The organism is Cryobacterium zongtaii (genome assembly GCF_002909375.1).
Classification (GTDB): Bacteria; Actinomycetota; Actinomycetes; order Actinomycetales; family Microbacteriaceae; genus Cryobacterium; species Cryobacterium zongtaii.
In genome coordinates this window covers 80,423-100,901 of record NZ_PPXD01000024.1, presented here as the reverse complement: position 1 = coordinate 100,901, position 20,479 = coordinate 80,423, and the positions used below count along the sequence as shown (strand labels likewise).

Below are 20,479 nucleotides of genomic sequence, written 5' to 3'. Positions count from 1 at the left end.
GACAGGCCAGGTAGTTGCAGAGCGTTCTACCCACGCCTCGCGCTCGGCGGTACCGTGCAGCAGTAACACTGCGGTTGGCGACTTCGTGCGGCGGGCGGCCCAAGAACTGCGATCTCTCATGTTGCATCAGACGGAAATACCGCTCGTTTGCCGTGCTGGGCGATCTTGTCGGGCCGAAAGCCTGACCAGTGGTCGTGCTCATCGACCACCACCACCGGGGCCTGGCTGTAGCCGAGTTCCTGCGTGACGTACTCGGGGTCAGCTCACGAAACGGAATGAATAACACGGTAAGAGTTGAATCCGCTCTTCCCTAGTTGGGTGAACGTCATTGTTGGCGGGCTGGAACCCAGCGGTAGAGCGTGGGGACCGAGACGCCGAGGTCCTTGGCGATGTCGGCGTGGAGATTGCCCTTCAGCGCCCACTGAGTATTGCCGGTGAGCGCCAGCGGTTCAGCTCGCGCTCACCGACCTGGATCACGCCGCGTTGTCCGCGGTGTGTTCACGCATATTGGTGTCGCCGGTCTCGATCCATATCGTGTTGTGGATGATCCGGTCCATGAGGGCGTTCGCGTGGACTCCCGAGCCCAGCCGCTGGTGCCAGCCTTTCTGCGAGCACTGGGTGCAGAACACTGTCGGGGGAATCCGGCTCTATCTGATCTGCACTCCCGACGGAATGCCCGAAATCTGGGGCCTGGCTAACCCGAAAATCGGTGAACACGAACCCGCCGAAACAATGCTCCGCCATGACCGACACCTGCTCCACCTCGACCAAGTCATCATCGGCGACAAAGGCTTCGCCGGCCGCGAATTCGAGACGTTCATCACCGACAACCTCGGCGCGCACCTGATCCCTCCCGACCGCAAAGACGAGAAGAAACGCTTCGGGAAGCTCGGCATCATCCGCCAATCGGTCAAGTCCGTGTTCGACACCCTAGTGGGCTAACTCACCCTCGAAGACCAGGGCGGCCGCCCCGTCCCCGGGCTCTACTCCCGCGTTGCTGGCCGCTTACTCGCCCTCGCCGCAGGTATCTGACACAACTGGCTAATCGGAACAGCCAACAAGCGATCCCTCATCGCCTAGGACCATTAGGACTCATTCAGCTAGGCGCCACCGCGCGCTCCAGGAACACGAAAAAACGCCCTTGTCGAGTGGAGCATGTAGCTCCGCCCGACCTGGGCGTCTGTTCTATGCCAGTAAGCGCCTAGAACCGCGCACCGGGGCTATAAAAGTCGTAGCCGACAGCGCGGTCGAGGTTCGACCAGCTGTTCGTGCCCATGACTCCGTCGATTGGTCCGGTGTACCTGCCTCCGTGGCTACCGTCAGCCGCCCAACGCTGCAGCGCCTTGTAGGTGTTGGAGCCCGGTGCCCCGTCAATAGGTCCGGTGTAGCCGTAGTACTTGGCCAGGAAACGCTGCACCCCCTGCCAGCTTGCGGTACCCATGGCCCCGTCGACGGGTCCAGTGTAGCCGTTGCGTGCAGCGGGGCCCTCCTGGAGTCGACACTGCAGGTACCCGGAGAAGCTCGTGCTACCGCCGTTTGAGGACTGGCAATACGCCGAAACAGGGTTCATCTTGATGAGTCCGGCAGCCGGTTGGACCGCACTGATAGTCGTGGATACCGGCGAGGTCGCCGCGACCGGAGTGAGCGTCGCCGCCGACGCGGGTACTGCTGTTGAAACGGCAAGCACGCCGACCGTGAGGACTCCCCAAGCAGCTGCACTGAACCGCGACATATTTGATTTTTGCAAAACCATTCCCCCAATGTCGAAGACATGCTCGGAATGAGCATCCTCTATTTGTCACATATTTCTCCACCCTCAAAGGGCTCGGCAAGACCCTCTAGTGGGGCTTGCAGCGAGCTGGCCAATCTGGCAGGATTTCGAATCGACCGGAGGGCGAGCCAAGCCATGCTGTCCGGAGCGGTGTGACATTCCCGAGGGGACAAGGCGGTCACAGAGTCCCGTTACTTTCTTCATAGCCCTTGGGCGTGTAGTCCTGTGAGGGTGTTGGCCNTTTTCCCCCCCCCCCCCCCCGTTGTCCATGATCCGGGGGGGGGTGTTGTCACCGGGACTGACTGGCATTGAGTATTCGCTGATAGGGGCTGGACCGGGACGTGTTCCAGGCCATTCGCAACGTGGCTGCCGCGGTTCAGTCCGACGAAACGATACCTGAACGGAGCATCATGATCGAGAACTACGACAGCGTTGACGTCTTCATCGGCGTGGATGTTGGCCAGGGAGAACACCATTCGGTCGCCCTCGACCGGGCGGGCAAGCAACTCTTCGACAAGGCCTTGCCCAACGATGAGTTGAAGCTGCGGGACCTGATCGGGCGGCTGAAACGACACGGCCAGGTACTGTTCGTCGTGGATCAACCCGCGACAATCGGGGCCACTGCCGATCGCCGTCGCCCAGGCTGAGAACGTGCTGGTCGGCTACCTGCCGGGCCTGGCCATGCGGCGCACCGCTGACTTGCACGCGAGTGAGGTCAAGACCGACGCCCGCGACGCCGCGATCAGCGCCCAAGCAGCCCGAAGCCTCCCGTACGCGCTCCGGTCGCTGCAACTCGCCGACGAACAGGTCGCCGAGCTCTCCATGCTCTGCGGCTTCGACGACGACGTCGTCGGTCAGACCACTGCCACGAGCAACCGGATCCTTGTTTCTCTCTGCATTCGCCGCGCTCCGCAACCCGCTCTCACGCGCCTGCTACGACCGCAAGATCGCCCAAGGCATACGCCACAACCAAGCCCTCATCGCCCGCGCCCGGCGACGCTGCGCCGTCCTCTACGTCATGCTCCGCGACGGCACCCTCTACCAAACCGACCATCCACTCGCCGCTTGACAAAAACATAGGGGCACCCCACCCAATGGGGCCTCGTTGAGGCCGAAGCGGGGGGGGCGCATGCAGCGGGGATCTCCCCGTTGGCGATGGCGCCACCACGTTTCCAGAAAGACGAAAAGACGCCGGGTCTAGAGGGACCATATAGTCCCAACTAACCCGGGCGTCACTTCTGTGATTGAAAGCGCCTATTGCCGCCGGACGCCCGGGTAATAGAAGTCGTACTCGGTAGCGCGGTCAAGGCCGGTCCAGCTCTTAGTGCCCATGACCCCGTCGATCGGCACGGTGTAGGTTCCCCTGTGGCCATCGTCTGCGGCCCACCGCTGCAACGCCTTGTAGGTGTGGGTTCCCGGCGCTCCGGCAATGGGGCCCTTGTACCCGTATGACTTGGCCAAAAAACGCTGCACCCCCTGCCAGCTGTTCACACCCATGACCTCATCGACACGGCCGGTATATCCTTGCGTGCAGCTGGACCCTCCTGAAGTCGGCATTGGAGGGACCCGGTGAAGCTCGTGCTGCCGACGTTATTGGACTGGCAATACCCCGAAACAATGTTTGCCCTGAACAGCCCGGCCGCCTGTTGGACAGACTTCGCCGTTGCGAACAAGGGGGGCCGTCACGGCCACCTGAACAGGTACCGCGGCCGATGGGGTGAGCGTTGCCGCCGAGACCGGGACTGCCGTTGAAATGAAGAGCGCGCCGACGGCGAGGAACCCCCGATGATGATGATGGCGAGTCGCGACATATTCACTTTTTCCAAAGCTATTTCCCCAATTTCGAAGAATGCTAGGGCGAAGCATCCTCTATGCGTCACCTTTTTCTCCACGCGCTATCACTCGGCAAGACCCTTTAGTGGGGCTGGTGACGAGTGAGCCGGTCGGACAAAGTTACGAGTCGACCGGAGGGCTGCGATTCGCAGACGGCAGGACGGCCGAGCCGTCGTCGTTTCGCAAGAAGGTCACGCCGCTCAACCGCTGATTCGCACCGAGAGCCGCATGGACGGACTCGGGTCTCAGATCTGACGGGATGCGCCCCGTGGTTCTCGCCAGTGAACATCTCCTTTGGCGGCAGTGGCGACAAGCCTCTCTGCGCTGGTGAAGCGATGTTCTACGGGATCGCCAGGGCCCCGCTGCTACCGCGCTTCTCAATAGTCAGGGCCCCGGATCCAGTTAGTGTCACCCGGTGAAAGCCTGGGCGCAGGATTCGTCCTGAGCAGTTTGTCCGGCCAACCCGTCCAAGGGTTGGGCGCTTGTCTCCGGAGCAGGTGCGGCGGTTTCGTTGGGTGTCTCCGGCGCGGGCTCATCCGTTGCTGGGGGCAGAGGCTCAACCGTGGGTGTTCCTGCCGTGGCCTCGGGGAGAGCGAAGGGCTCATCGGCTGCGAGTTTGGCGAACAGCTCATCAGCCACATCCTGTATCGGTACCACTTTGTTCGGGAAGTCGGGATCGTCGGTCGTGCCGGGGTATTGCACGAACAGGAGTCGATCCAGGTTGATGTCTTTGAGTGCCAGGGCCATGGAGACCATGGTGTCGATGTCGGCCAGGTTGGTCGAGAGCCGGATATTGGTCGCGGCAGCGTTGGCCAGGTTGATCAGAGTGGGGATGTTGGTGAGCGTGCCGTTGCTCTTGACGGTGCGCATGAGTGAGGCCATGTACATCTGTTGCGAGGAGATTCTCGCCAGGTCGCTGCGGTCGCCGACGCCTTCGCGGCTGCGCAGGAATGCCAGAGCGTTCTCCCCGGCGACGATGCTCGGCCCTTCAGGCAGGTTGAGGCCCGCGTCAGGATCGTTGATAGGCGCGCTCAGACAGATGGGTACGCCACCCACGGCGTCGCTCATCTCCACAACACCGCTGAAGGTAATGACGCCGGCGTAGGGGATGTCTAGTCCTGTCAGCTCGGACACCGTCTGGACCACGCAGGGTAATCCGCCGCGAGACATGGCCTCATTGATGGGGCGCGCCGACATGGCGTCAAAAGTCTCTTCGGTTTCGGCGTCTGTGCACTCGGGGTGCGCCACGATGAGGTCACGAGGGATGCTCACCACGACCGCGTTCGTGTGGTCTGCAGACACGTGCACGAGAATGTTCACATCGTTCAGAGTCGCGTCTCGTTCACCATACGCGGCACCTTGGGCGGCATCGTTGTCGACGCCGACCATGAGGATGTTGAACCCATCTCGGTAGCTTCCGAGCTGGGGCGCTGGAGCATTGGTCTGTCCGACGCCGATGTCGATGGCATTGTCATCGACCTTCTGACTGAAGCTCGACACGGCAATGGCGGCCACCGAGGCCGTGCTGACGAGAGCCACAGTCAGCCCCACCGCAACCAGCTTGAGGACGTTCACGTAGGGATTGGATCGCTTCAGACGTCCATGACGTGCGATTCCCACTACCCGTGTGCTTCGCCTGCTGCTATCCGCCACGACGACCCTCCCCAATGCGACTGATTGCTGATTAAACAGTTCTCCACCGTGGTTGATCTGTCTCGGCAGTACTGTCGAGCGTAGCGCCTGGTCCGCCAACGGAAATGCGCTCGACACCCAGCATGGTTCAGCAGTGCGCGCAGCCTCTTCATGGGTCGCTGATCGTGCTGGTGAATTACTTCGTCGCTCGACGGCTACGTCTCCCGATCCGTAATGGTTCTTCGTGCCCAAGACTCATTGCTGAAAACAGATCCGGCAAGGGGGCGCCCCCATGTTTTTGTCAAGCGGCGAGTGGATGGTCGGTTTGGTAGAGGGTGCCGTCGCGGAGCATGGCGTAGAGGACGTCGGGGCGTCGCCGGGCGAGGGCGATGAGGGCTTGGTTGTGAGACTGTAAGGCGTTCGGAACCATTACGAAAGAAAGAGTCGCCGGTTAACCGACGACGTTTTCTTCACGACCCTGCAACTTGAACGACGCAATCGAGGAGGGGCGGCGGCGATTGACCGTGATATCCACCATCTACCATCTCGCTATGTCGAGGCGCTCTCGCTGGATAATGCCTACTGGCGGCGGTAGAGAGTCGCTCGACTCCAGCCCACAAGGCGTGCCGCATCCTCAGCGGTGCGCCCCTTTGCACGGGCGTCGTTTGCGATCGCGAGTTTTTCAGCGATGACGGCAGGGTTCTGGATTTTTCTGACAAGCCGCGGGAACAATCAGCGTTGATGTCTCTTCGGAGACAATTGTCAGTTCAGGAGACCATTGGCTCCCCCGTCTGTATAGAGCGCGGAGCCGGGCGCTCAAATTGTAGACGAGGTGATGGTGTCCGCATCAGGCCGTATACTTCCTCAGCGATCAGCGTGACGCTACGCAGATTCTTAACCATCACCGCGCAGCGGAGGTAAGCGATGTCATCGACGTGGCGCAGGCAGGTGAGAATTCCGACGGCGAGCTGTGCGGAGTGAACTGTCGTTTGGCCGCTTAGGCTGTCGAGAACGAATTTTGCGGCCATATCAGCGGTGTACTCAGCGTTTGAGCGTCCGTCGAGAGCGTACTGAATGCTCTTCAAGAACTGGCCGTACGCAAATTTGGCCGGCTCCCGATTGTTCTTCTTCAGCACTGTCGTCGGATGGTGGGTCCTCACCGGTGGTGACCAGCGGAAGCTACGGTTTTGCTGCACGGCTGCTGATATAGGTGCGTCGAGCTTCGGGAAAGATTTCAGTAACCAGTTGAGGACATCGGTCGCACCCGCCCACCCCGCAGGTGAAAGGGACTTTCCCGAAGAAGGGAATTGGCGTCCACGAGTCGAGAGCGCATCCAAAACGCGTTGGATCCGCGTTTCGTCGCGGTCTAGTTCGACCTCCACCATGTCGATGGTAGCTGAGTCGAGCACCGCAACACGGAGGTGGGGGAATTTGGCCCGTTCGGCCGCGCGGAGCGGTCGCTGAGCTTTCTTGTAGTTGCGGATCAAGTTGGCACTCACTCCATTGGCCACTTCGTCTATCATCTTCGTGCTTGTTGTGGTGTGGCCGGCCATGAATGAACTGCGAAGGCTCGCCCGCTATTGCGAGCCGGCGAACGGCTGAATGCGGTTGGTTCGCGAACTCCGGATCCCGAGTTGCTCGAGCCGTAGCGGCTCGGTTTCGATTGTTTCGAATTTGTGCTTTCCGAGGCCCTTGCAACGCCGCATGCGAGTAACTGATGCCGGTATCGGATGCTCCCCAGCATCAAGAAGGGAACAGCTTCATGACCACCACGACCAGCATCACCACCACCTTGAGACGGCGGCGAGGCTTGACAGCGGAACCGGCGAACGCTGCGATCAACCAGGCATGCCGGCGGCTTCGGCTGCCAACGATCCGAGCCGTTGTCGACGAGGCCACGACCGTCGCGCAGAAGGAGCAGCTCAGCTATCAGGGGTTCTTGGCAGAGCTGCTGCTGGCGGAGTGCGACGACCGCGACCGGCGGTCTTGGGTCCGCCGGGTGAAGGCGGCAGGGTTTCCCCGGGACAAGTGGCTCGGGGACTTCGACTTCGATGCCAACCCGAACATCAACCCCGCGACCATCAACACGTTGGCCACCGGCGACTGGGTCCGTCGAGGTCAGCCGCTGTGTTTGATCGGCGATTCCGGCACCGGGAAGTCCCACCTGCTCATCGCTCTGGGCACCGCGGCGGCGGAGAAAGGGTTCCGGGTCAAATGCACGCTCGCCACCAGGCTGGTGAACGAACTCGTCGAGGCGGCCGACGAGAAGAACCTCGCCCGGACCATCGCCCGCTACGGGCGAGTCGATCTGCTGATGACCGACGAACTCGGCTACATGGAATCGGACCGCCGAGGCGCCGAGCTGCTGTCCCAGGTCCTCACCGAACGGGAGGAGAACAACTCGATCGCGATCGCCTCAAACGAGTCGTTCTCCCGCTGGACGAAGACCTTCACCGACCCGAGGCTCTGCGCGGCAATTGTCGACCGGTTAATGTTCAACGGCACCATCATCGAGACCGGGACCGACTCCTACCGTCTCGCCCACACCCAAAGGCAACAGCACTCGAGCGCCTGAACCAGTGACGGTTAAGAGGAAGAAGTCAGAACGGCCAGACGAAGAACCGCTTGCAGGCCGGCAGGGGTCCCGGGCCAGTGCTGCTCGATCGCAGCGCTTCCAGCCCGGCGGGTCGCGAAGCGAAGAGCAATCGCGACGACGAGCGCGTCGTCGGCATAGCCAAGGACCGGGATGAAGTCGGGAATGAGATCGATCAGGGACAGCAGATACACCAGTACGACGGCGAGCCAGATCCGCACACCCACGGGCACGGTCCGATCGCTCGTGAGACGTTTCAACAATCGCGCCACGTCCGGCGCCAGACGCAACAGGTCCAGCAACGATGCCCGGGCAGGATGCTTCCGCTGCTCGAACCAGAGCAACAGCACGAGGATTAACCAAATGAGCACGAGCCCGAGGACGATGCTGAGGAGAATCTGCCACCACTCGGACATGACTACTGCGCGGCCGGACGGAGAATGTGAATCACTTCTCGGAGTGCGTAATAGGCGATAATGAATCCCGCCACCGGGTCCACCCCCGCCGAAGAAGCGCCGGGCCCGAAAAGAGAGCCGCGCCGCGATCATTGAGAGACGTCATAAACCAATTGTCGCAGTGAACTCCGACCAATCGTTGACCCAAGCAGCCACGGTGGGTCTCGTTTAGATTGCCCGTGAAACCCCGTCATACCGAAGCGGGTCCGACCTAGATTGCCCTCGTGGGTCCCATTTGGGTTGACATGACCACGTCCTCGTAGCTCAATCAATCTATTATTCCATCCCCTATCTCTAGGGATACAAGGCGCCTCAAGGCTATGCCCTGCACTTCCTCGAAACCGTCGGGACCTCGCGGCACGGACATCTTTAAGCAGAGCGACGAAGATGCGTTGGCGCCCACCGGGGCAGCTGATCTCGTTTTTATCACCTATACCTTGGGCTTCGAGTCCTGGCTCTCTTGCTGTGCCCTAACCCCGACGCGTGTCCAGCCGAGCAGCATCTTTCCGGGCGCGTCTTGAAAGCAACCTCTGGCCTGGCTGATGAAGACGCGCCTCAATAGCCGATCCCCTGTCGCGCATTCCCCCGTAGGGCGACACTCGTCGTCCTCAACAACAGTCACTGATAAACGAAAAACAGCCCTTCGTTGCCGAAGGGCCGTTCGTTTCGTATGTCCGCGAGGGAGGCCTAAGCCAACATGTCTCACGACTCGTTGCGGCCAGTATACGCTCAAACTATGGAGGCAGCTGAGATTTCCCAGATAAGAGCTGCTATCTCGATTCCCCGAATCAGTACTAATGACGCAGCTATCCCGGGGAACCCCGCTAACGCCCTTGAGCTCTACACCTGGAATGCGCAGGTTTCGGCCGCTTTCATGCTCCCCCCTCCACTTTGTTGAGGTGCTAACCCGAAACGCAGCGGCGGAAGGAATCGAGACCGTATACGGAGCGCGCTGGCCTTGGTCGCAGGGCTTCGAACAAAGTCTTCAAAGCCCTCCGCCAAGGTCGCGCAGTTACAATCCTCGCCGCGATCTCAGGAACACTCGCACTGGGAAACCGACCGCTGGCAAGGTCATCCCCGAGGTCAAGTTTGTCTTCTGGCAAAAGATGTTCACCGCTCGCTACGATCAGCGGCTCTGGGACCAACAGATCCTAAGCCTGTTCCCCAATGCGTCAGGCTCGTCACCATCAGACGTCCGTCAGAAGATCTACGACCACCTCGAACTCATCCGGAACTTTCGTAACCGAGTCGCTCACCACGAGCCGATCTTCTCTCGAAATCTCAACGATGACTTCAGCGCGATCACTGAACTCGTCTCAATGCGTTCGCCTGCGGCCGGCACCTGGTTGAGTGACCGAGAATTAGTGACAGAACTCCAATTTGAGCGTCCCACCGCCGGCATCCAGCCCGCGGCGCATAGCCCAACCGGCGCAGAGCGGTCCACCAGATGAAGACGCGCCCAACCTGTTTAGAGTCGACCTCAGCGGGATAGGACGGACATCCCTGCAGCAGTCCGATGAGGGATCGGCCGGCTGGCACTCCCCCGACTATCGATACGCCCGGATCCTCGGGACAGGACAATGTCCGATAGACCCGCCCTAAAAAAATGCGGTGGACGGGTTCTACGTGAACTGCTGGCACAAGCCGTAACACAAACCATGCAGCGATTCAGTCACCCGCTATCGGCTAAGGCCGCCGCGTTCGCGCTGCAGGCCGGCAGCCTTGATGTTGGTGCGGGACTTGGGCTGCTTGCCTGGCTTGGTCGCCACGGCTGCGCTGGCGTGGGTGCCGTTCTCTCGATCGGCAACCAGGCGAACCTTCTCCAGCTGAGGGTCGACACCCGACTTCTCCATGTCGGCTGCGAAGGATTCGCGGCGCCCGGCGCTGTCGTAGGCGTTCGCGGCGTTGTCGCGAGTGACGTCTGCCTTGCCGGTCAGTTCCTTCCGTGACAGCCCCTCCGTGGGCTCGTCGTGGGTGTTCTCGGCGCGCTTCTGGTCGCGGTCGCGTTCTTCGGCTTTGCGGTCCAGCTGGTCGGCTACCGTGAGCAGCGATCCCGCTTCGGCGTAGTCCTTGCCGCTCTCGCCTCGGCTCTCCGGGGCAGCGCTGCGGTCCTGCTGAGCCCGGGCTAGTGCCTCTCGCACTGCGAGGGGATCGGCGTCCAGGTTGTTGACGTCGATGCCGTACTGGCCACGCAGTTCCTCGCTCATGCGATCGGACGTACGCGCAATGTCGGGATCCACGGTGCGCCAAGCGTTGGCCGTCTCGTAAGCCGTGGCAATGTCGTCGACCCCGGCGGTGTTCCACCACTCTTGCTGCTGCACGGGAGCCAGGCTGGCTCGTGCTGCGTTCCGCTCCGCATCGAACCGTGCCTGTAGCTCCTTGGTCTGCTGCTCGGTGCGCGCCTGGGCGTTCCTGGCTAGCTCCTCACGGAGCCGGGCGAAACGCTCGGCCATCTGCGTGGCCACGGTCAGAGCGACCCGCATCTGCCCGTCGAACGCGTCGCCGATGCCGTCTGCTTCTTCGGCCATGGTGATGCCCCCTCGTTATCTCTCGTGACCGTCGCGCTCGTTCGGCGTGACGGTGGTCTGTGGCTTGTGGGACTCGATTCGCGTCGGCACGGGCGAGCCCGTTCCGGGGACGACCTGGCCGCGCTGTGCAGCCTGGACGATCTTCGCTAGCTCCGGGTCAAGTCCTTCGGCCGGCGTCGGCATGGCGTTGTTGGTCTGTCCAGTTTCGGCGCGCACGATAGCCGGCAGACGGTCACGCACCTGCGAGTACTGCTCCCGCAACGTGCGGTCGAGCTGCGATGCGCGCTGGGCATCACCGATAGCTGTGTGCATGTCCATGACCGCTTTGACGGTCGATGCGAGCTGGCGCAGCATGATCGCCTCGGCCATCGTTCCCTGGCCCTGGGTCGATGCCTGCAGCAGCATCATCGTGGCCCCGGCGACCGACACCCGGCCGGCGGGCTTCGGCTTGGATTCGTGGGCGCGGATCTGCGCTGTACGGGACAGGTCCCGTGCGGTTTGGGCCAGCGGTCCGGGCGTCGCCTCGACGCGCTGTGACCACGCCGCGAATGCCCCGGCGGTGTCGCGGGCCAGGTGCGCCCAGCCGGCGCGGTCCTCGAACGGAATCTCTCGCATCTGCACGCGGAGCTGCTTGATTTCGTCGGTGTACTGCTTCCACAGTTTCGGATCTGGCGTCGTCTCTTCCCGGCCCGGAGCGACCGGGCGGTACTGCCACGGGTTCTTGCTCGTGGCCCTCCACTCGTCCACTGCGCCTTGGGCACTCTGGGGGCTGTCCGGCCATCCCTCGCGCATGCGCGGGAGGGTCAGGTCGCGGGCGAGTCGGCCACCGCCGTACCAAACGGGCTGCGCGCCCTTCTCCGGTCGCAATGCAACGGAGTAGCCGGCCACAACGTCGTCGCGTCCAGCGGCGAAGCGGGGCCGCACGAGTGCTCCACCGTGGCGCATGCGGCGCACAAACTCCCCCTCGTCGAGGGAGGCCACCGATGCTGAACGCACGATGCGTTCCAGCTTGTGGGCCTCAACCTCAGTGCCGGTGCGGTGCGCCCGGGCCTGCTCGGCGGGCTTGATCCCGCGCTCACCGATGCCGCGTTCCCGCGACTCCAATTGTTCCAGGCCGTAGTCGCGTTCCAGGTCACGGCAGATGCCCTGAGCTTGCTTGAAGTCGTTGTGTGTCGGTGCCTTGGTGCCGTCCTCGCGGACTAGCGAGACAGCGATGTGCACGTGATCGTTGCCGTTCGTCGAGAGGCCGTGACGCACAGCAACCCATCGGCAGTCGGCCTTGCCGCTGGCCTCGGTGAAGCCCATTCGATCCACGAAGTCTTGGGAGATGGCGCCCCACTTCTCGTCCGAGAGCTGCCCCTCTTCTGCGCGCAGCGACAGCGAGCAATGCCAGACGTCGGCGGCGACTCGCGTCGTGATCGACTCTCCGGTATCTGGATCAGTGATGCGCGCCTGGCGTGTGACCTCGACTCCGAGTTTCACCCGCGGTTCGTCCAAGTCCTTTGCAATGGCCAGGGCCGTATCGCGGTCGAGAACGCCGTACCCGTGCATGGTAACAACGGCTGAGTTTCCGGCGACGAGGTGCTGTTCCTCGTGCTCGTTCGACTTACCGGCGCCGGCCAGGTAGACCATGAGTCCACCCATTTGGCCGCCTCGGGTGATGTTGGGCATCATGAGTCGGCCAACGTATCTATCGCGGCTGAAAGGCGAGGGACCATCGCGCGGTATTCCGCAATGATCGACTCGGCCTCAACGGGAAACTGGCTCTCGGTGTTCGCGAACTTGGCGAGCTGGTTGGCGTTGTTCGCGACGCTGGCCATCAGCTTACGAACGGCGAACAACTCGACGATTGCCAGCTTGCGGTCTGTCGAGGTCTGGACCTGAGAATCCATGGCCGACTCGAACAACAACCGCGGCACGGTGACATCTCGAAGAGCGGCACGGGTCTGCAGCTGAATGTCCTCCGCGTCGGAGACGTAAACGCTGTAGTGCTTCTTCCTGGGAGTGTCCGCATTCTTGCGGCGCTTCCGGCCGAACAGGCGACCCTCATTCGTGTCGCTCATGTTCCATCCACTCCCCTGGCCCAGCGCAGTGAACCCCCGAATTTCGGGGGGACCATACGACAAGTATGCCGAATCTGACGCCCCGCGTCCAGATTCAAAGCAAGTTACCACCGGTAACTCTATAGCTTGCTCCAAAAAGGCTTCACCTAATCGGCGCGAATGCGAGGGTGAGAGTGGACTAAAGCAAGTGCTCGCACTTGTATGGCCGGGAATGCTAGTCCCCCGGTACTGTCGACTGTATGAGCAATGCAAATGTGACTAACGACGAAGTGGCCGTGCGAGCACGCGCCTTGATTGAAGCCGACGTATCAGCCCGTGTGAATGCGGTTGTGGCCATAGCTGAGGCGGCGAAGCAGAACGACGCTGCAGATGCTCGACTCAAGCAGGCAATCAAGGATGCGGAGGTGGCTCTGAAAGAGTCCAGCAACGCACACGCTGCGGCGTGGAAGGCCGCGCTGAGTGCTGGCTGGACTGAGAAGGAACTGCGCGCCACGGGCGTCCGCGCTCCCGGCACCTCGACCCCCAAGGTACGAAAGCGCCGTGCTGTGCCAGCAGTGACGGACGCACCTAGCGAGTGACAATCTCGTAGGACATAGCGACACAGTAGGCCCCGCCCGAGCATTCAGCTCGGCGGGGCTTTGTCGTACCCCCCCCGGAGTTTCGCATTAACCAAGAAGTGCTCTGCAGTGGAACGGGTTGCACTCCGCTCCCACGGGAGTAAAGGGTGCTCCGCAGATTCCTACGGAATCCGACCTCCGGTCGCCCTTGACACCCGCTCCGCTGCGTACAACGGGCTCAGGTACCAGCAGATGGCAAGCCATCGGCTGATAGCCGATAAATCGAAATAGTTCAGGCCACCTGTGATCTGACGTCGATGGACTTCCGGGACTGAGAGGGGAACAACCGTGAATGACTCACTGACCGTTTACACGCTGCCGGGGTGCACGCAGTGCGACATGACCAAGCGAGTGCTTGACGGCGCGGGACTGCCCTACATTGTGGTCGACCTGGCCACGAACCCGCACGCGGTCGACGCCGTGAAACAGCTCGGCTACGCATCCGCACCGGTCGTCGTAGTTGGCGCCGCAAGCTGGTCGGGATTCCGCCCGGACCGGATCAAGGCCGTGGCCACGGCACGGGCCACCGTGCCGGCCACCTCGACCGATGAGCTGGGGACCGACTCATGGGAGTAGCCAAGAGCCGGCCGCAGGTCGCGGAGCCAAAGCGACGCGCACTCACGCCCGCAGAAACCGCGGAGCGGCTGCGACTGAGCAACCGGGACCTGGCACGACTCAGGCACCGCGGCGAGGGGCCGGCCTTCGTCGCACTGTCGCGAAAGACCGTGCGCTACCTACGGTCAAGCGTCGACGACTGGGAGGCCCGACACACCGCCTGGAACGGCGACCATCCCGCGTAGATCACCGCCCGGTGTCGTGGCTCCGGTCTGCCGTGGGTAGTCCCGCTTCGTCAAGGGCGTCCAGGATGTCCGCTGGCTTATGCAATCGCAGACGATCCACATGAAGCCAGTGGATCTTCATTCCGGTAAGTGGCCGCCGCCTGAGACAACCCAGTCGGTTGCCATTGGCAGACCATGCTGAGCGAAGTACCAGTCTTCCGCAGCCAGCCAGCGCCGGATCTGATCGGGATCATTTTGACCGCGGGCAATCATCCGTTCCCAGCGCGCCCCGGGCGCAGTCGTCACGAAGACAACTACGTCCAGGAACTTCCGGAGGCGCAAATCGGCGGCATGCACCCCCTCCACGATGACCAACTGGGTCACCGGGGCGTCTCGCCACTCGCCAAGCCGGTCAGTCGCCCAGTCATACGCTCGGAAGCGCGCGTCGCGGCCAGCTCGCAGGGGTGCAAGTGCTTGCGTGGCGAGACGGTCTATGTCAAAGAATTGCGCTGCCCCCTCAGCCGGGGTCAGCACTGCCCGTTCCTCAGAGGGCATTGGCTTGTAGAAGTCGTCCAGTTGAAGTACCGTCGAAGACCCGGCACGAGCGGCTAAGGCTTGAGCAAAGGTTGTCTTTCCGGACGCACTATGTCCGTCCACAGCAACGATAGTCCGGCCGGGAAGGTCGAGAATAGCTGCGATCGCTGCGTTCTGGTCTTGCATAATCACGAGGTCTCCTGAGCGGTATTCATTGTGATACCCGCGTACCGGTCCGGGCGACACATGTCGCGGTAGCGGTCCTCTTCGGGCATCCAGACATCGGCCCAGGTTGATCGCGTTGACTCGCCGTCACGAGCGCGTCCGAACCAATGTCGGCAGGGCGATGAGTGCCTGCTGAATCTGATTTACGGCCTTCATCGGCTGCCCATTCGTTCGTGGCGGGCTCGGCGCAAGATTGGTAGCCCCGGCCGGATCGGCGTGCTTCCCCGGCGCGTGAATCTCCGTCGCGCTCGTCGGGTAGCTGCGTGCGTTCAAGTCCACGATGCGCTGCAGCTCGGGATCCAGCGTGGCCGGGGCCGGCTCGACCACGGGCAGCGCCGACCGCGCGTGCAGCTCGTCGATCGACGCTGGTGGCATCTCCCCGGCGTAGGTCGCTCTCGCGCGTTCCTCCGCGAAATGACCCTCGGCCGCACCTGGTCGCGGGGTGTCATCCATCGGCTCGTAGAGCCGACCGTCATCGGTGTAGGTCACCCCGTCGACCTCGACGTAAGTCACGCCGTCGATATGGTCATCAAGCATCTGATTGAACTTGCGATCTTGCTCGCTGGCGCGAAACTCATCCGCAAGCATCCCGCCCGCGATGGCGTCAAACCCATCATCGTTGCTGGCTGCAGCGTCCGTCACTGTGTCTCCTTCGATCGGTGCTCGTCGGTATCGTCAGCGAGTGCGCGCCGCACGCTCGATGCCCCGACCTGCAGGGTTTGGGCGATGGTCGCCCAGGTCGCTTTCTCGGCGCGCATGCGCCGGGCGACGTCGACGCGTTCGACAGTCATTACGCTTGGCCGGCCACCGAGCCGGCCGCGTGCCTTCGCGGACGCGAGGCCGGCGCGGGTGCGGTCGGAAATGATGCGGCCATTCATCTGCGCGAACGCGGCACAGATGTGGAAGAACAACTCACCGCCGGGGGTGGTGGTGTCGAACGGTTCCGTGAGCGATGTGAACTCCACGCCGCGCTCCCCCAGGTCAGCGACTATCGTCACGACGTCGGTCATCGACCGGCCCAGTCGGTCGGTGCTGTAGACCAGCAGAGTGTCGCCACGGCGCAAGAACTTCATACAATCGGCCAGACCCGGCCGGGCCGCGTTCTTGCCCGTCTGCTTGTCCGAGTAGATGAACTCGGCACCCGCCGCGCGGAGCGAGTCGCTCTGCGAATTGAGACTCTGATCCTGCGTCGATACGCGGGTATATCCAACTACGCTCACAACCCGCTACCTTCCATAACCTTGCCCAGCGCTGTGGCCCTGGCCTGGTGCCTGGTAGCCCCGCCCTTCGGGGGGACTGACCTGCGTCGATTGGCCAATCTCCGTCGCGCTCGTCGGGAAATTCCGCCTATTCACGTCGACGATCCGCTGCAGTTCCGGATTGAGTTGCGGCGTAGCCGGCTGCTCGGCCTGGGTGGTACGAAGTTCGGCCGCCCACTCTCCAAGGCGCTCCTTGATCGCGTCGAGCTGCACCGGCTCTACGCCGTACCGTGCCACCTGCTCGGCACGTAGGTTCTGCACTCCGTCGAGCTGCGTTGCGAACATCGAGACTTCGAATCCGAGATCTCGCTCACTGGCAGCGTTGACGAGTTGGACGTCAGTGAACTTGCCCGACAAACGGATTGCGTCGACGTCGAGGTAGTCGCGTGCCTCGGCACGGCTATAGAGCGCGCCAACCTTGTTCGCTACGGCGTCGTCGAGATTGAGCACCGGGCCAACCGACAATGTGACCGGCTCACCCTCGCGGTAGTCCACGCCCATGTCGATTTCCACGAACCGACCCTCGGCCGTCGTGACGTGCAGGCGGGCGTACTGGTCGACGCGGCGCAGCTCGTCGACCATGTTGCCGGATGCGCGCAACTCGTTGACGACGGATCCCACGGCGACGTCGAAGCGCGCAGCATCGACGTCGGAGGTGAACAGGTCTATGTCCTGGGTGGGACGGTCGATGATGCCGTGCTCACGGATCGCGCCCGAGCCGGCGAGAGCAAACGGCGTCCCGTTGAGCGCCCGGAGGGCGGCCCGGGTAACGTCGCGCTGCAGTTCCTCGTCGGTACTCACTCTGTTGCCGTCAGCTCGGGGAAACGATTCCCCCACAGCTCGCGTACTCGAGGCGGCATGCTCAGCTTGGGCCAGATGGCCACGAGACGATCACGGTTGAGGATCTGAACCTGGTCGACGGTGCGGCCCTCCTGAATCGTCGCCTGATAGGCCATGATCACGTCACCCTCCACGTCGAGGTTCACGGTCGGGTTCGGACCCCAGTAGACCCATGGCGGAAGCTGCACGTGGCCGCTCGCTGGCCCCTGCAGCTCCTCGAGCCGGGCAGGGGCGTCGTAGGGCTTCACATCCTGGAACCGGACCCTCTTATCGACTGGTGCGTTCATCATTACCTCCCATAACCTTGATCGTTGCTGTGCCCTTGGCCCCGCACCTGGTAGCCCCGGCCATCCGCCGGGCTTGCCTCGCCTGGGCGGCCGATCGCCGTTGCGCTCGTCGGGAAATTCCGCTTGTTCACGTCGATGATTCGCTGCAGCTCCGGGCTAAGTGGAAGCGTCTGAACAGGCGTGGGCGGCACTCGATCCAACGTGATTTTGTCGAACACTGCCATCAGCTCCGCTGGGCGCACGGCGAGGTAGCCGCCCTGGGGGCGTGATCGCTCTGACTGCTCATTCCATACGGCCTTGTCGATTAGGCGGTGATCCAGTTTGAATGGCGACTGCTCGGCAACCTGGTCAAGGAACAGCTTGCCGGTGCGCCCATTGCCCTCCCGTCCGAAATGGGCCTGATTGATATTCGCGTAGACGGTGGCGAGCGTTGACACGAAGTCATCGCGCCCGATGGCGGGTAGATCCGCGCTGCGGATCGCCCCCGTGGCGTTTCGCCAGTAGTGCTCGATCTGGTTCGGCTGGGCGAACGGTTGACCTCCGCCTTTCTGCATGCCAAACGGCCTCACCTTGCCCGCCCAGTTCGGGTAAAGCTCTGAAAACATCGCGGCGTGCAGCTGCTTGGCGTGAGCCAGGTCAAACGTCTTGTCGATCGGGATGGTGCCGCGCAGAATGTCGACGCGGGCAGCACCGGAGAGAGAATTCTCGAGCCGCTGCAGGTGATCACTGTCGCGGATCCCCGCGGTGTTTCGCATGACGTGCTTGCCGCCTGTTTCCGTGATCGGATACTGCGTCGATTGAAAGTCCGGGTATGCCGCATCGAACCGCCGCGCGCGGGGCATCAGCTTTCGACGTCCGCGTCCGGCAGCCCGATTTCAGCTCGCGCCAGTGCCTTGAACTGCTCGGTGGAAATCTGGTCCGTGGACAGGAGGACCATCAGCTCGACGTCGCGCCGGGACGCTTCGTAACCTTCTTGAGCGTCGCTCGCGAAGTTGCTCGCAATCTGCATTGTGGTGTCAGGGTCGACACCCTCGAACAGGTCGGGGTAAAGCGCTTGAACGTCATAGCCAGCGGTCATCAGAAGCCCTTTCAACGATTCCTCCCATTTTACAGGATCTAGCCGAAAACGTCTATAGCTAGCTTTCGGTAATTATGATTACGGCAATGAGTTTTGGACAGGTGACGGCCGTGGTTGCACGCTCGCCGTCGGAGATCCAGAACAATGGTCGCCACCGCGCCAACGCGACACCTTGAACATCGCACTGCAGACAGCCATAGCCCGAAACGACAAGTCAAAGCTGGGCGCTACCGATCTTGAGTCGATCGCTTGAGAGGATCAGCTCACCAAAGGGCGCTGCCAGCTAGCTGATCCGAAGAGGGCTCGCTGACAGCACCGTCCATGTGAAGCCACCGAGACAATCGGTGAGACACGGATCGGAAGCTTCACGCATGTGTCTGTTTAGCGGACCTGTGTGGCTTGAGACCAAACGATTTGCCACCGGTCGTCCAAGTATTCGTACGTGTCGGTGTGCCAGTATCGAGACTTTGGTACGTGCTGTTCGATGAAGACGACCTCCAAGGTTGCGGCGTAGCGGATGGAGGCCGTATCGCCGTGGAGACGGACGACTATTGGCCCGGCTTCCCAACTCAAATAGTTGATTTGGCCCGACGCGATCGCCCCCAGGTATTCGTCGCGCGAGAGCGCCACCCCGATCGGGGTGATCAGTTGAAAGTCGGTCGCGTGGTGAACACGCGCGGCTTCGACGTCGCCGGCCACTAGTGCGCGGAGCCGTGCCTCCTCGATGGAGCGGATGATGTCTTCGGTGGAGCGGATGATGTCTTCGGTGGCTGGATTACTGAGGGACATGAGTGTTCTTTCGTCGTGCGAATAGGGATGGTCGTGGCCTGGGATCTCTACATGGGAGGAACGATCCTCCAGTCGATTAGGGATTGCGCTGTTTCGCGAAGGGTTGCCGAGTCCGGGCGTGCGGACCACTCGAGAATTTCGCGGGCAGGGGTCGTATCAACGCTGAGGTCACGGCCGAGTTCGGGGACGACCATGCGCGCCTGCGGATCGGCGAGAGCCATGATGCGCACCATCCAGTCGGGCGTGATCTTCGTCGGTAGTCGACTGGCGTAGTCGGGGAAGTCGCGAGCAAGTTGAGCACTCACCTCCCGTATCCATCTGAACTCCCCTGCGACGAGGAAGCGGCGCCCGGCTGCACCCGGAGCGGTCAATGCGCGAACGTGCGCTTCTGCCACGTCCCGAACATCGGCAATGGCGAAGCCAAATCTGGGCAACCCCTTGAAGCCACCGGATAGCAGCTGAGCTACGAGCCCCACTGACGATCCAACCTTCGGGTCAAAGAGAGGACCCAGGATCACCCCTGGGTTGATTACAGACAACTCCATACCCGAAGAGCGGGTGAATTCCCACGCGTCCCTCTCGGCAAGTGTTTTGGATTGGTAGTAGGCGGTTGCGCGACGCCCGTTCACGTCGGTCCAATCGTTCTCCGTATAGGGGGCGACTCCCGAACCATGATTGGTCGCCGCCACCGACGACGTCAGCACAACACGACTGACCCTGGCACGCTGCGCCGCGCGCAAGACGCGCAAGGTTCCCTCCCGGGCCGGGCGTATGACCTCTTGAGCATCCTTAGGCTCTACAGCAGGGAACGGGGACGCGGCGTGGATGACGTAGTTGCAACCGTCCGCCGCAGCCGCCCAGCCACGGTCAGCCGTGAGATCCGCAGAGAACAGGTGCACCCGGTTGTCCGGTGAGCTTCCGACCCCAAGGCGTGTACTCAGCTCCGAATGGCGAGCAGCGTCCCGGACCGTGCCCCGCACTCGGTATCCCACTTGAAGCAGGGCCCGTGCAATATATCCACCAAGGAACCCCGAAACGCCTGTTACGAGCACAGTGTTCTCCACTGGGTCAGTTCTCTCTGAAGTCATGAATCCGTTCCTGTCAATCGCGGCACCGCCGCCCGTGATGGACAGCTTGACGGAAAGCGTCTAGAAGTACAATTTGACGTTTGGCGTCTAGAATGTCTACGGTAACCA

The 20,479-nt window shown here is 62.2% G+C and carries 21 protein-coding genes and 6 pseudogenes; 7 read left to right on the top strand and 20 right to left on the bottom strand.

Annotation, left to right across the window (positions count from 1 at the left end; genetic code table 11):
* Window positions 1-116: 116 nt before the first annotated feature.
* Window positions 117-254: pseudogene (locus C3B61_RS20380) on the bottom strand (thioredoxin domain-containing protein); the annotation flags it as partial.
* A gap of 219 nt (window positions 255-473) precedes the next feature.
* Window positions 474-632, bottom strand: a pseudogene (locus C3B61_RS20105) (ATP-binding protein); the annotation flags it as partial.
* Window positions 633-636: 4 nt separating this feature from the next.
* Between C3B61_RS20105 and C3B61_RS15220 the strand changes: the two are divergent.
* Window positions 637-1,032, top strand: a pseudogene (locus C3B61_RS15220) (transposase family protein); the annotation flags it as partial.
* Window positions 1,033-1,201: 169 nt separating this feature from the next.
* Here the strand turns inward: C3B61_RS15220 and C3B61_RS15215 are convergent.
* Window positions 1,202-1,441 (bottom strand): peptidoglycan-binding domain-containing protein, encoded by a 240-nt coding sequence (locus tag C3B61_RS15215; RefSeq protein WP_088458276.1) that lies wholly within the window; start codon window positions 1,439-1,441, stop codon window positions 1,202-1,204.
* 740 nt (window positions 1,442-2,181) lie between these two features.
* Here C3B61_RS15215 and C3B61_RS15210 point away from each other — a divergent pair.
* Window positions 2,182-2,725, top strand: a pseudogene (locus tag C3B61_RS15210) (IS110 family transposase); the annotation flags it as partial.
* A complete protein-coding gene (locus C3B61_RS20320) occupies window positions 2,655-2,840 on the top strand; it encodes a hypothetical protein (protein ID WP_370028327.1) in 186 nt (61 codons plus the stop codon). The pseudogene C3B61_RS15210 and the gene C3B61_RS20320, both read left to right, overlap by 71 nt.
* 185 nt (window positions 2,841-3,025) lie before the next feature.
* On the opposite strand, the gene C3B61_RS15205 is transcribed toward C3B61_RS20320, so the two are convergent.
* The 4 genes and pseudogenes from C3B61_RS15205 to C3B61_RS19530 form a co-directional block, all read right to left on the bottom strand.
* A complete protein-coding gene (locus C3B61_RS15205; RefSeq protein WP_133160329.1) occupies window positions 3,026-3,262 on the bottom strand; it encodes a hypothetical protein in 237 nt (78 codons plus the stop codon).
* 750 nt (window positions 3,263-4,012) lie between these two features.
* Window positions 4,013-5,179, bottom strand: coding sequence for an LCP family glycopolymer transferase (locus tag C3B61_RS15200; RefSeq protein ID WP_240632539.1), 1,167 nt, complete (start codon window positions 5,177-5,179; stop codon window positions 4,013-4,015).
* Window positions 5,180-5,815: 636 nt separating this feature from the next.
* Window positions 5,816-5,938: pseudogene (locus C3B61_RS20100) on the bottom strand (recombinase family protein); the annotation flags it as partial.
* Window positions 5,939-6,003: 65 nt separating this feature from the next.
* Window positions 6,004-6,789, bottom strand: coding sequence for a hypothetical protein (locus C3B61_RS19530; RefSeq protein ID WP_133160328.1), 786 nt, complete (start codon window positions 6,787-6,789; stop codon window positions 6,004-6,006).
* 209 nt (window positions 6,790-6,998) lie between these two features.
* Between C3B61_RS19530 and istB the strand changes: the two genes are divergently transcribed.
* Window positions 6,999-7,811 (top strand): IS21-like element helper ATPase IstB, encoded by an 813-nt coding sequence (gene istB, locus C3B61_RS15185; protein WP_103461430.1) that lies wholly within the window; start codon window positions 6,999-7,001, stop codon window positions 7,809-7,811.
* A 139-nt stretch (window positions 7,812-7,950) separates the two neighbouring features.
* Here istB and C3B61_RS20315 read toward each other — a convergent pair.
* The 4 genes and pseudogenes from C3B61_RS20315 to C3B61_RS15160 all read right to left on the bottom strand — a co-directional run.
* Window positions 7,951-8,038, bottom strand: a pseudogene (locus C3B61_RS20315) (DUF1232 domain-containing protein); the annotation flags it as partial.
* A gap of 1,925 nt (window positions 8,039-9,963) precedes the next feature.
* Window positions 9,964-10,812 (bottom strand): hypothetical protein, encoded by an 849-nt coding sequence (locus C3B61_RS15170; protein WP_103461428.1) that lies wholly within the window; start codon window positions 10,810-10,812, stop codon window positions 9,964-9,966.
* A 15-nt stretch (window positions 10,813-10,827) separates the two neighbouring features.
* Window positions 10,828-12,486: a relaxase/mobilization nuclease domain-containing protein gene (locus C3B61_RS15165; RefSeq protein ID WP_088458283.1), complete on the bottom strand. Its 1,659-nt coding sequence runs from the start codon at window positions 12,484-12,486 to the stop codon at window positions 10,828-10,830.
* Window positions 12,483-12,875, bottom strand: a complete 393-nt coding sequence (locus C3B61_RS15160; RefSeq protein WP_103461427.1) for a plasmid mobilization protein — start codon at window positions 12,873-12,875, stop codon at window positions 12,483-12,485. Before C3B61_RS15160 ends, C3B61_RS15165 begins: the two co-directional genes overlap by 4 nt.
* A 239-nt stretch (window positions 12,876-13,114) precedes the next feature.
* On the opposite strand from C3B61_RS15160, the gene C3B61_RS19525 reads away from it, so the two are divergent.
* The 3 genes from C3B61_RS19525 (at window position 13,115) to C3B61_RS20310 (ending at window position 14,292) form a co-directional block, all read left to right on the top strand.
* Window positions 13,115-13,453, top strand: a complete 339-nt coding sequence (locus C3B61_RS19525) for a hypothetical protein (protein ID WP_133160327.1) — start codon at window positions 13,115-13,117, stop codon at window positions 13,451-13,453.
* Window positions 13,454-13,780: 327 nt separating this feature from the next.
* Window positions 13,781-14,068 (top strand): glutaredoxin domain-containing protein, encoded by a 288-nt coding sequence (locus tag C3B61_RS15155; RefSeq protein ID WP_279628314.1) that lies wholly within the window; start codon window positions 13,781-13,783, stop codon window positions 14,066-14,068.
* The gene (locus C3B61_RS20310; RefSeq protein ID WP_103461425.1) at window positions 14,059-14,292 is read left to right on the top strand and encodes a helix-turn-helix transcriptional regulator; all 234 of its coding nucleotides are present in this window, start codon (window positions 14,059-14,061) and stop codon (window positions 14,290-14,292) included. The genes C3B61_RS15155 and C3B61_RS20310 overlap by 10 nt, the downstream gene beginning before the upstream one ends.
* A 117-nt stretch (window positions 14,293-14,409) precedes the next feature.
* Here C3B61_RS20310 and C3B61_RS15145 read toward each other — a convergent pair whose 3' ends face one another.
* The 9 genes from C3B61_RS15145 to C3B61_RS15105 form a co-directional block, all read right to left on the bottom strand.
* Window positions 14,410-14,991 (bottom strand): uridine kinase family protein, encoded by a 582-nt coding sequence (locus tag C3B61_RS15145; protein ID WP_244285960.1) that lies wholly within the window; start codon window positions 14,989-14,991, stop codon window positions 14,410-14,412.
* 126 nt (window positions 14,992-15,117) lie between these two features.
* On the bottom strand, window positions 15,118-15,672 hold the full coding sequence (locus tag C3B61_RS15140; RefSeq protein WP_103461423.1) for a hypothetical protein: 555 nt from the start codon (window positions 15,670-15,672) through the stop codon (window positions 15,118-15,120).
* Window positions 15,669-16,250: a recombinase family protein gene (locus C3B61_RS15135; protein WP_103461422.1), complete on the bottom strand. Its 582-nt coding sequence runs from the start codon at window positions 16,248-16,250 to the stop codon at window positions 15,669-15,671. Before C3B61_RS15135 ends, C3B61_RS15140 begins: the two co-directional genes overlap by 4 nt.
* A gap of 6 nt (window positions 16,251-16,256) precedes the next feature.
* Window positions 16,257-17,090, bottom strand: coding sequence for a nucleotidyl transferase AbiEii/AbiGii toxin family protein (locus tag C3B61_RS15130; RefSeq protein ID WP_165791192.1), 834 nt, complete (start codon window positions 17,088-17,090; stop codon window positions 16,257-16,259).
* On the bottom strand, window positions 17,087-17,419 hold the full coding sequence (locus C3B61_RS15125; protein WP_208858837.1) for a transcriptional regulator: 333 nt from the start codon (window positions 17,417-17,419) through the stop codon (window positions 17,087-17,089). Before C3B61_RS15125 ends, C3B61_RS15130 begins: the two co-directional genes overlap by 4 nt.
* Window positions 17,419-18,258 carry a Fic/DOC family protein gene (locus C3B61_RS15120; RefSeq protein ID WP_103461420.1) on the bottom strand — a complete coding sequence of 280 codons (840 nt, stop codon included), beginning with the start codon at window positions 18,256-18,258 and terminating at the stop codon, window positions 17,419-17,421. The genes C3B61_RS15125 and C3B61_RS15120 overlap by 1 nt, the downstream gene beginning before the upstream one ends.
* Window positions 18,258-18,494 (bottom strand): hypothetical protein, encoded by a 237-nt coding sequence (locus C3B61_RS15115; RefSeq protein WP_103461419.1) that lies wholly within the window; start codon window positions 18,492-18,494, stop codon window positions 18,258-18,260. Before C3B61_RS15115 ends, C3B61_RS15120 begins: the two co-directional genes overlap by 1 nt.
* A 381-nt stretch (window positions 18,495-18,875) precedes the next feature.
* Window positions 18,876-19,283 carry a nuclear transport factor 2 family protein gene (locus tag C3B61_RS15110; protein ID WP_103461418.1) on the bottom strand — a complete coding sequence of 136 codons (408 nt, stop codon included), beginning with the start codon at window positions 19,281-19,283 and terminating at the stop codon, window positions 18,876-18,878.
* 47 nt (window positions 19,284-19,330) lie between these two features.
* A complete protein-coding gene (locus C3B61_RS15105) occupies window positions 19,331-20,371 on the bottom strand; it encodes an NAD-dependent epimerase/dehydratase family protein (RefSeq protein ID WP_103461417.1) in 1,041 nt (346 codons plus the stop codon).
* Between the last annotated feature and the right edge of the window lie 108 nt (window positions 20,372-20,479).

Excerpts from the sequence above, each read along its gene's own strand:
- C3B61_RS15215 (WP_088458276.1), bottom strand. The coding sequence starts at position 1,441 with ATGGGTACCGCAAGCTGGCAGGGGGTGCAGCGTTTCCTGGCCAAGTAC.
- C3B61_RS15120 (WP_103461420.1), bottom strand. The coding sequence starts at position 18,258 with ATGCCCCGCGCGCGGCGGTTCGATGCGGCATACCCGGACTTTCAATCG.
- C3B61_RS15115 (WP_103461419.1), bottom strand. The coding sequence starts at position 18,494 with ATGACCGCTGGCTATGACGTTCAAGCGCTTTACCCCGACCTGTTCGAG.
- C3B61_RS15105 (WP_103461417.1), bottom strand. The coding sequence starts at position 20,371 with ATGACTTCAGAGAGAACTGACCCAGTGGAGAACACTGTGCTCGTAACA.
- C3B61_RS20310 (WP_103461425.1), top strand. The coding sequence starts at position 14,059 with ATGGGAGTAGCCAAGAGCCGGCCGCAGGTCGCGGAGCCAAAGCGACGC.
- C3B61_RS19530 (WP_133160328.1), bottom strand. The coding sequence starts at position 6,789 with ATGGCCGGCCACACCACAACAAGCACGAAGATGATAGACGAAGTGGCC.
- C3B61_RS15110 (WP_103461418.1), bottom strand. The coding sequence starts at position 19,283 with ATGTCCCTCAGTAATCCAGCCACCGAAGACATCATCCGCTCCACCGAA.
- C3B61_RS15125 (WP_208858837.1), bottom strand. The coding sequence starts at position 17,419 with ATGATGAACGCACCAGTCGATAAGAGGGTCCGGTTCCAGGATGTGAAG.
- C3B61_RS19525 (WP_133160327.1), top strand. The coding sequence starts at position 13,115 with ATGAGCAATGCAAATGTGACTAACGACGAAGTGGCCGTGCGAGCACGC.
- C3B61_RS15165 (WP_088458283.1), bottom strand. The coding sequence starts at position 12,486 with ATGATGCCCAACATCACCCGAGGCGGCCAAATGGGTGGACTCATGGTC.
- C3B61_RS15145 (WP_244285960.1), bottom strand. The coding sequence starts at position 14,991 with ATGCAAGACCAGAACGCAGCGATCGCAGCTATTCTCGACCTTCCCGGC.
- istB (WP_103461430.1), top strand. The coding sequence starts at position 6,999 with ATGACCACCACGACCAGCATCACCACCACCTTGAGACGGCGGCGAGGC.
- C3B61_RS15170 (WP_103461428.1), bottom strand. The coding sequence starts at position 10,812 with ATGGCCGAAGAAGCAGACGGCATCGGCGACGCGTTCGACGGGCAGATG.
- C3B61_RS15160 (WP_103461427.1), bottom strand. The coding sequence starts at position 12,875 with ATGAGCGACACGAATGAGGGTCGCCTGTTCGGCCGGAAGCGCCGCAAG.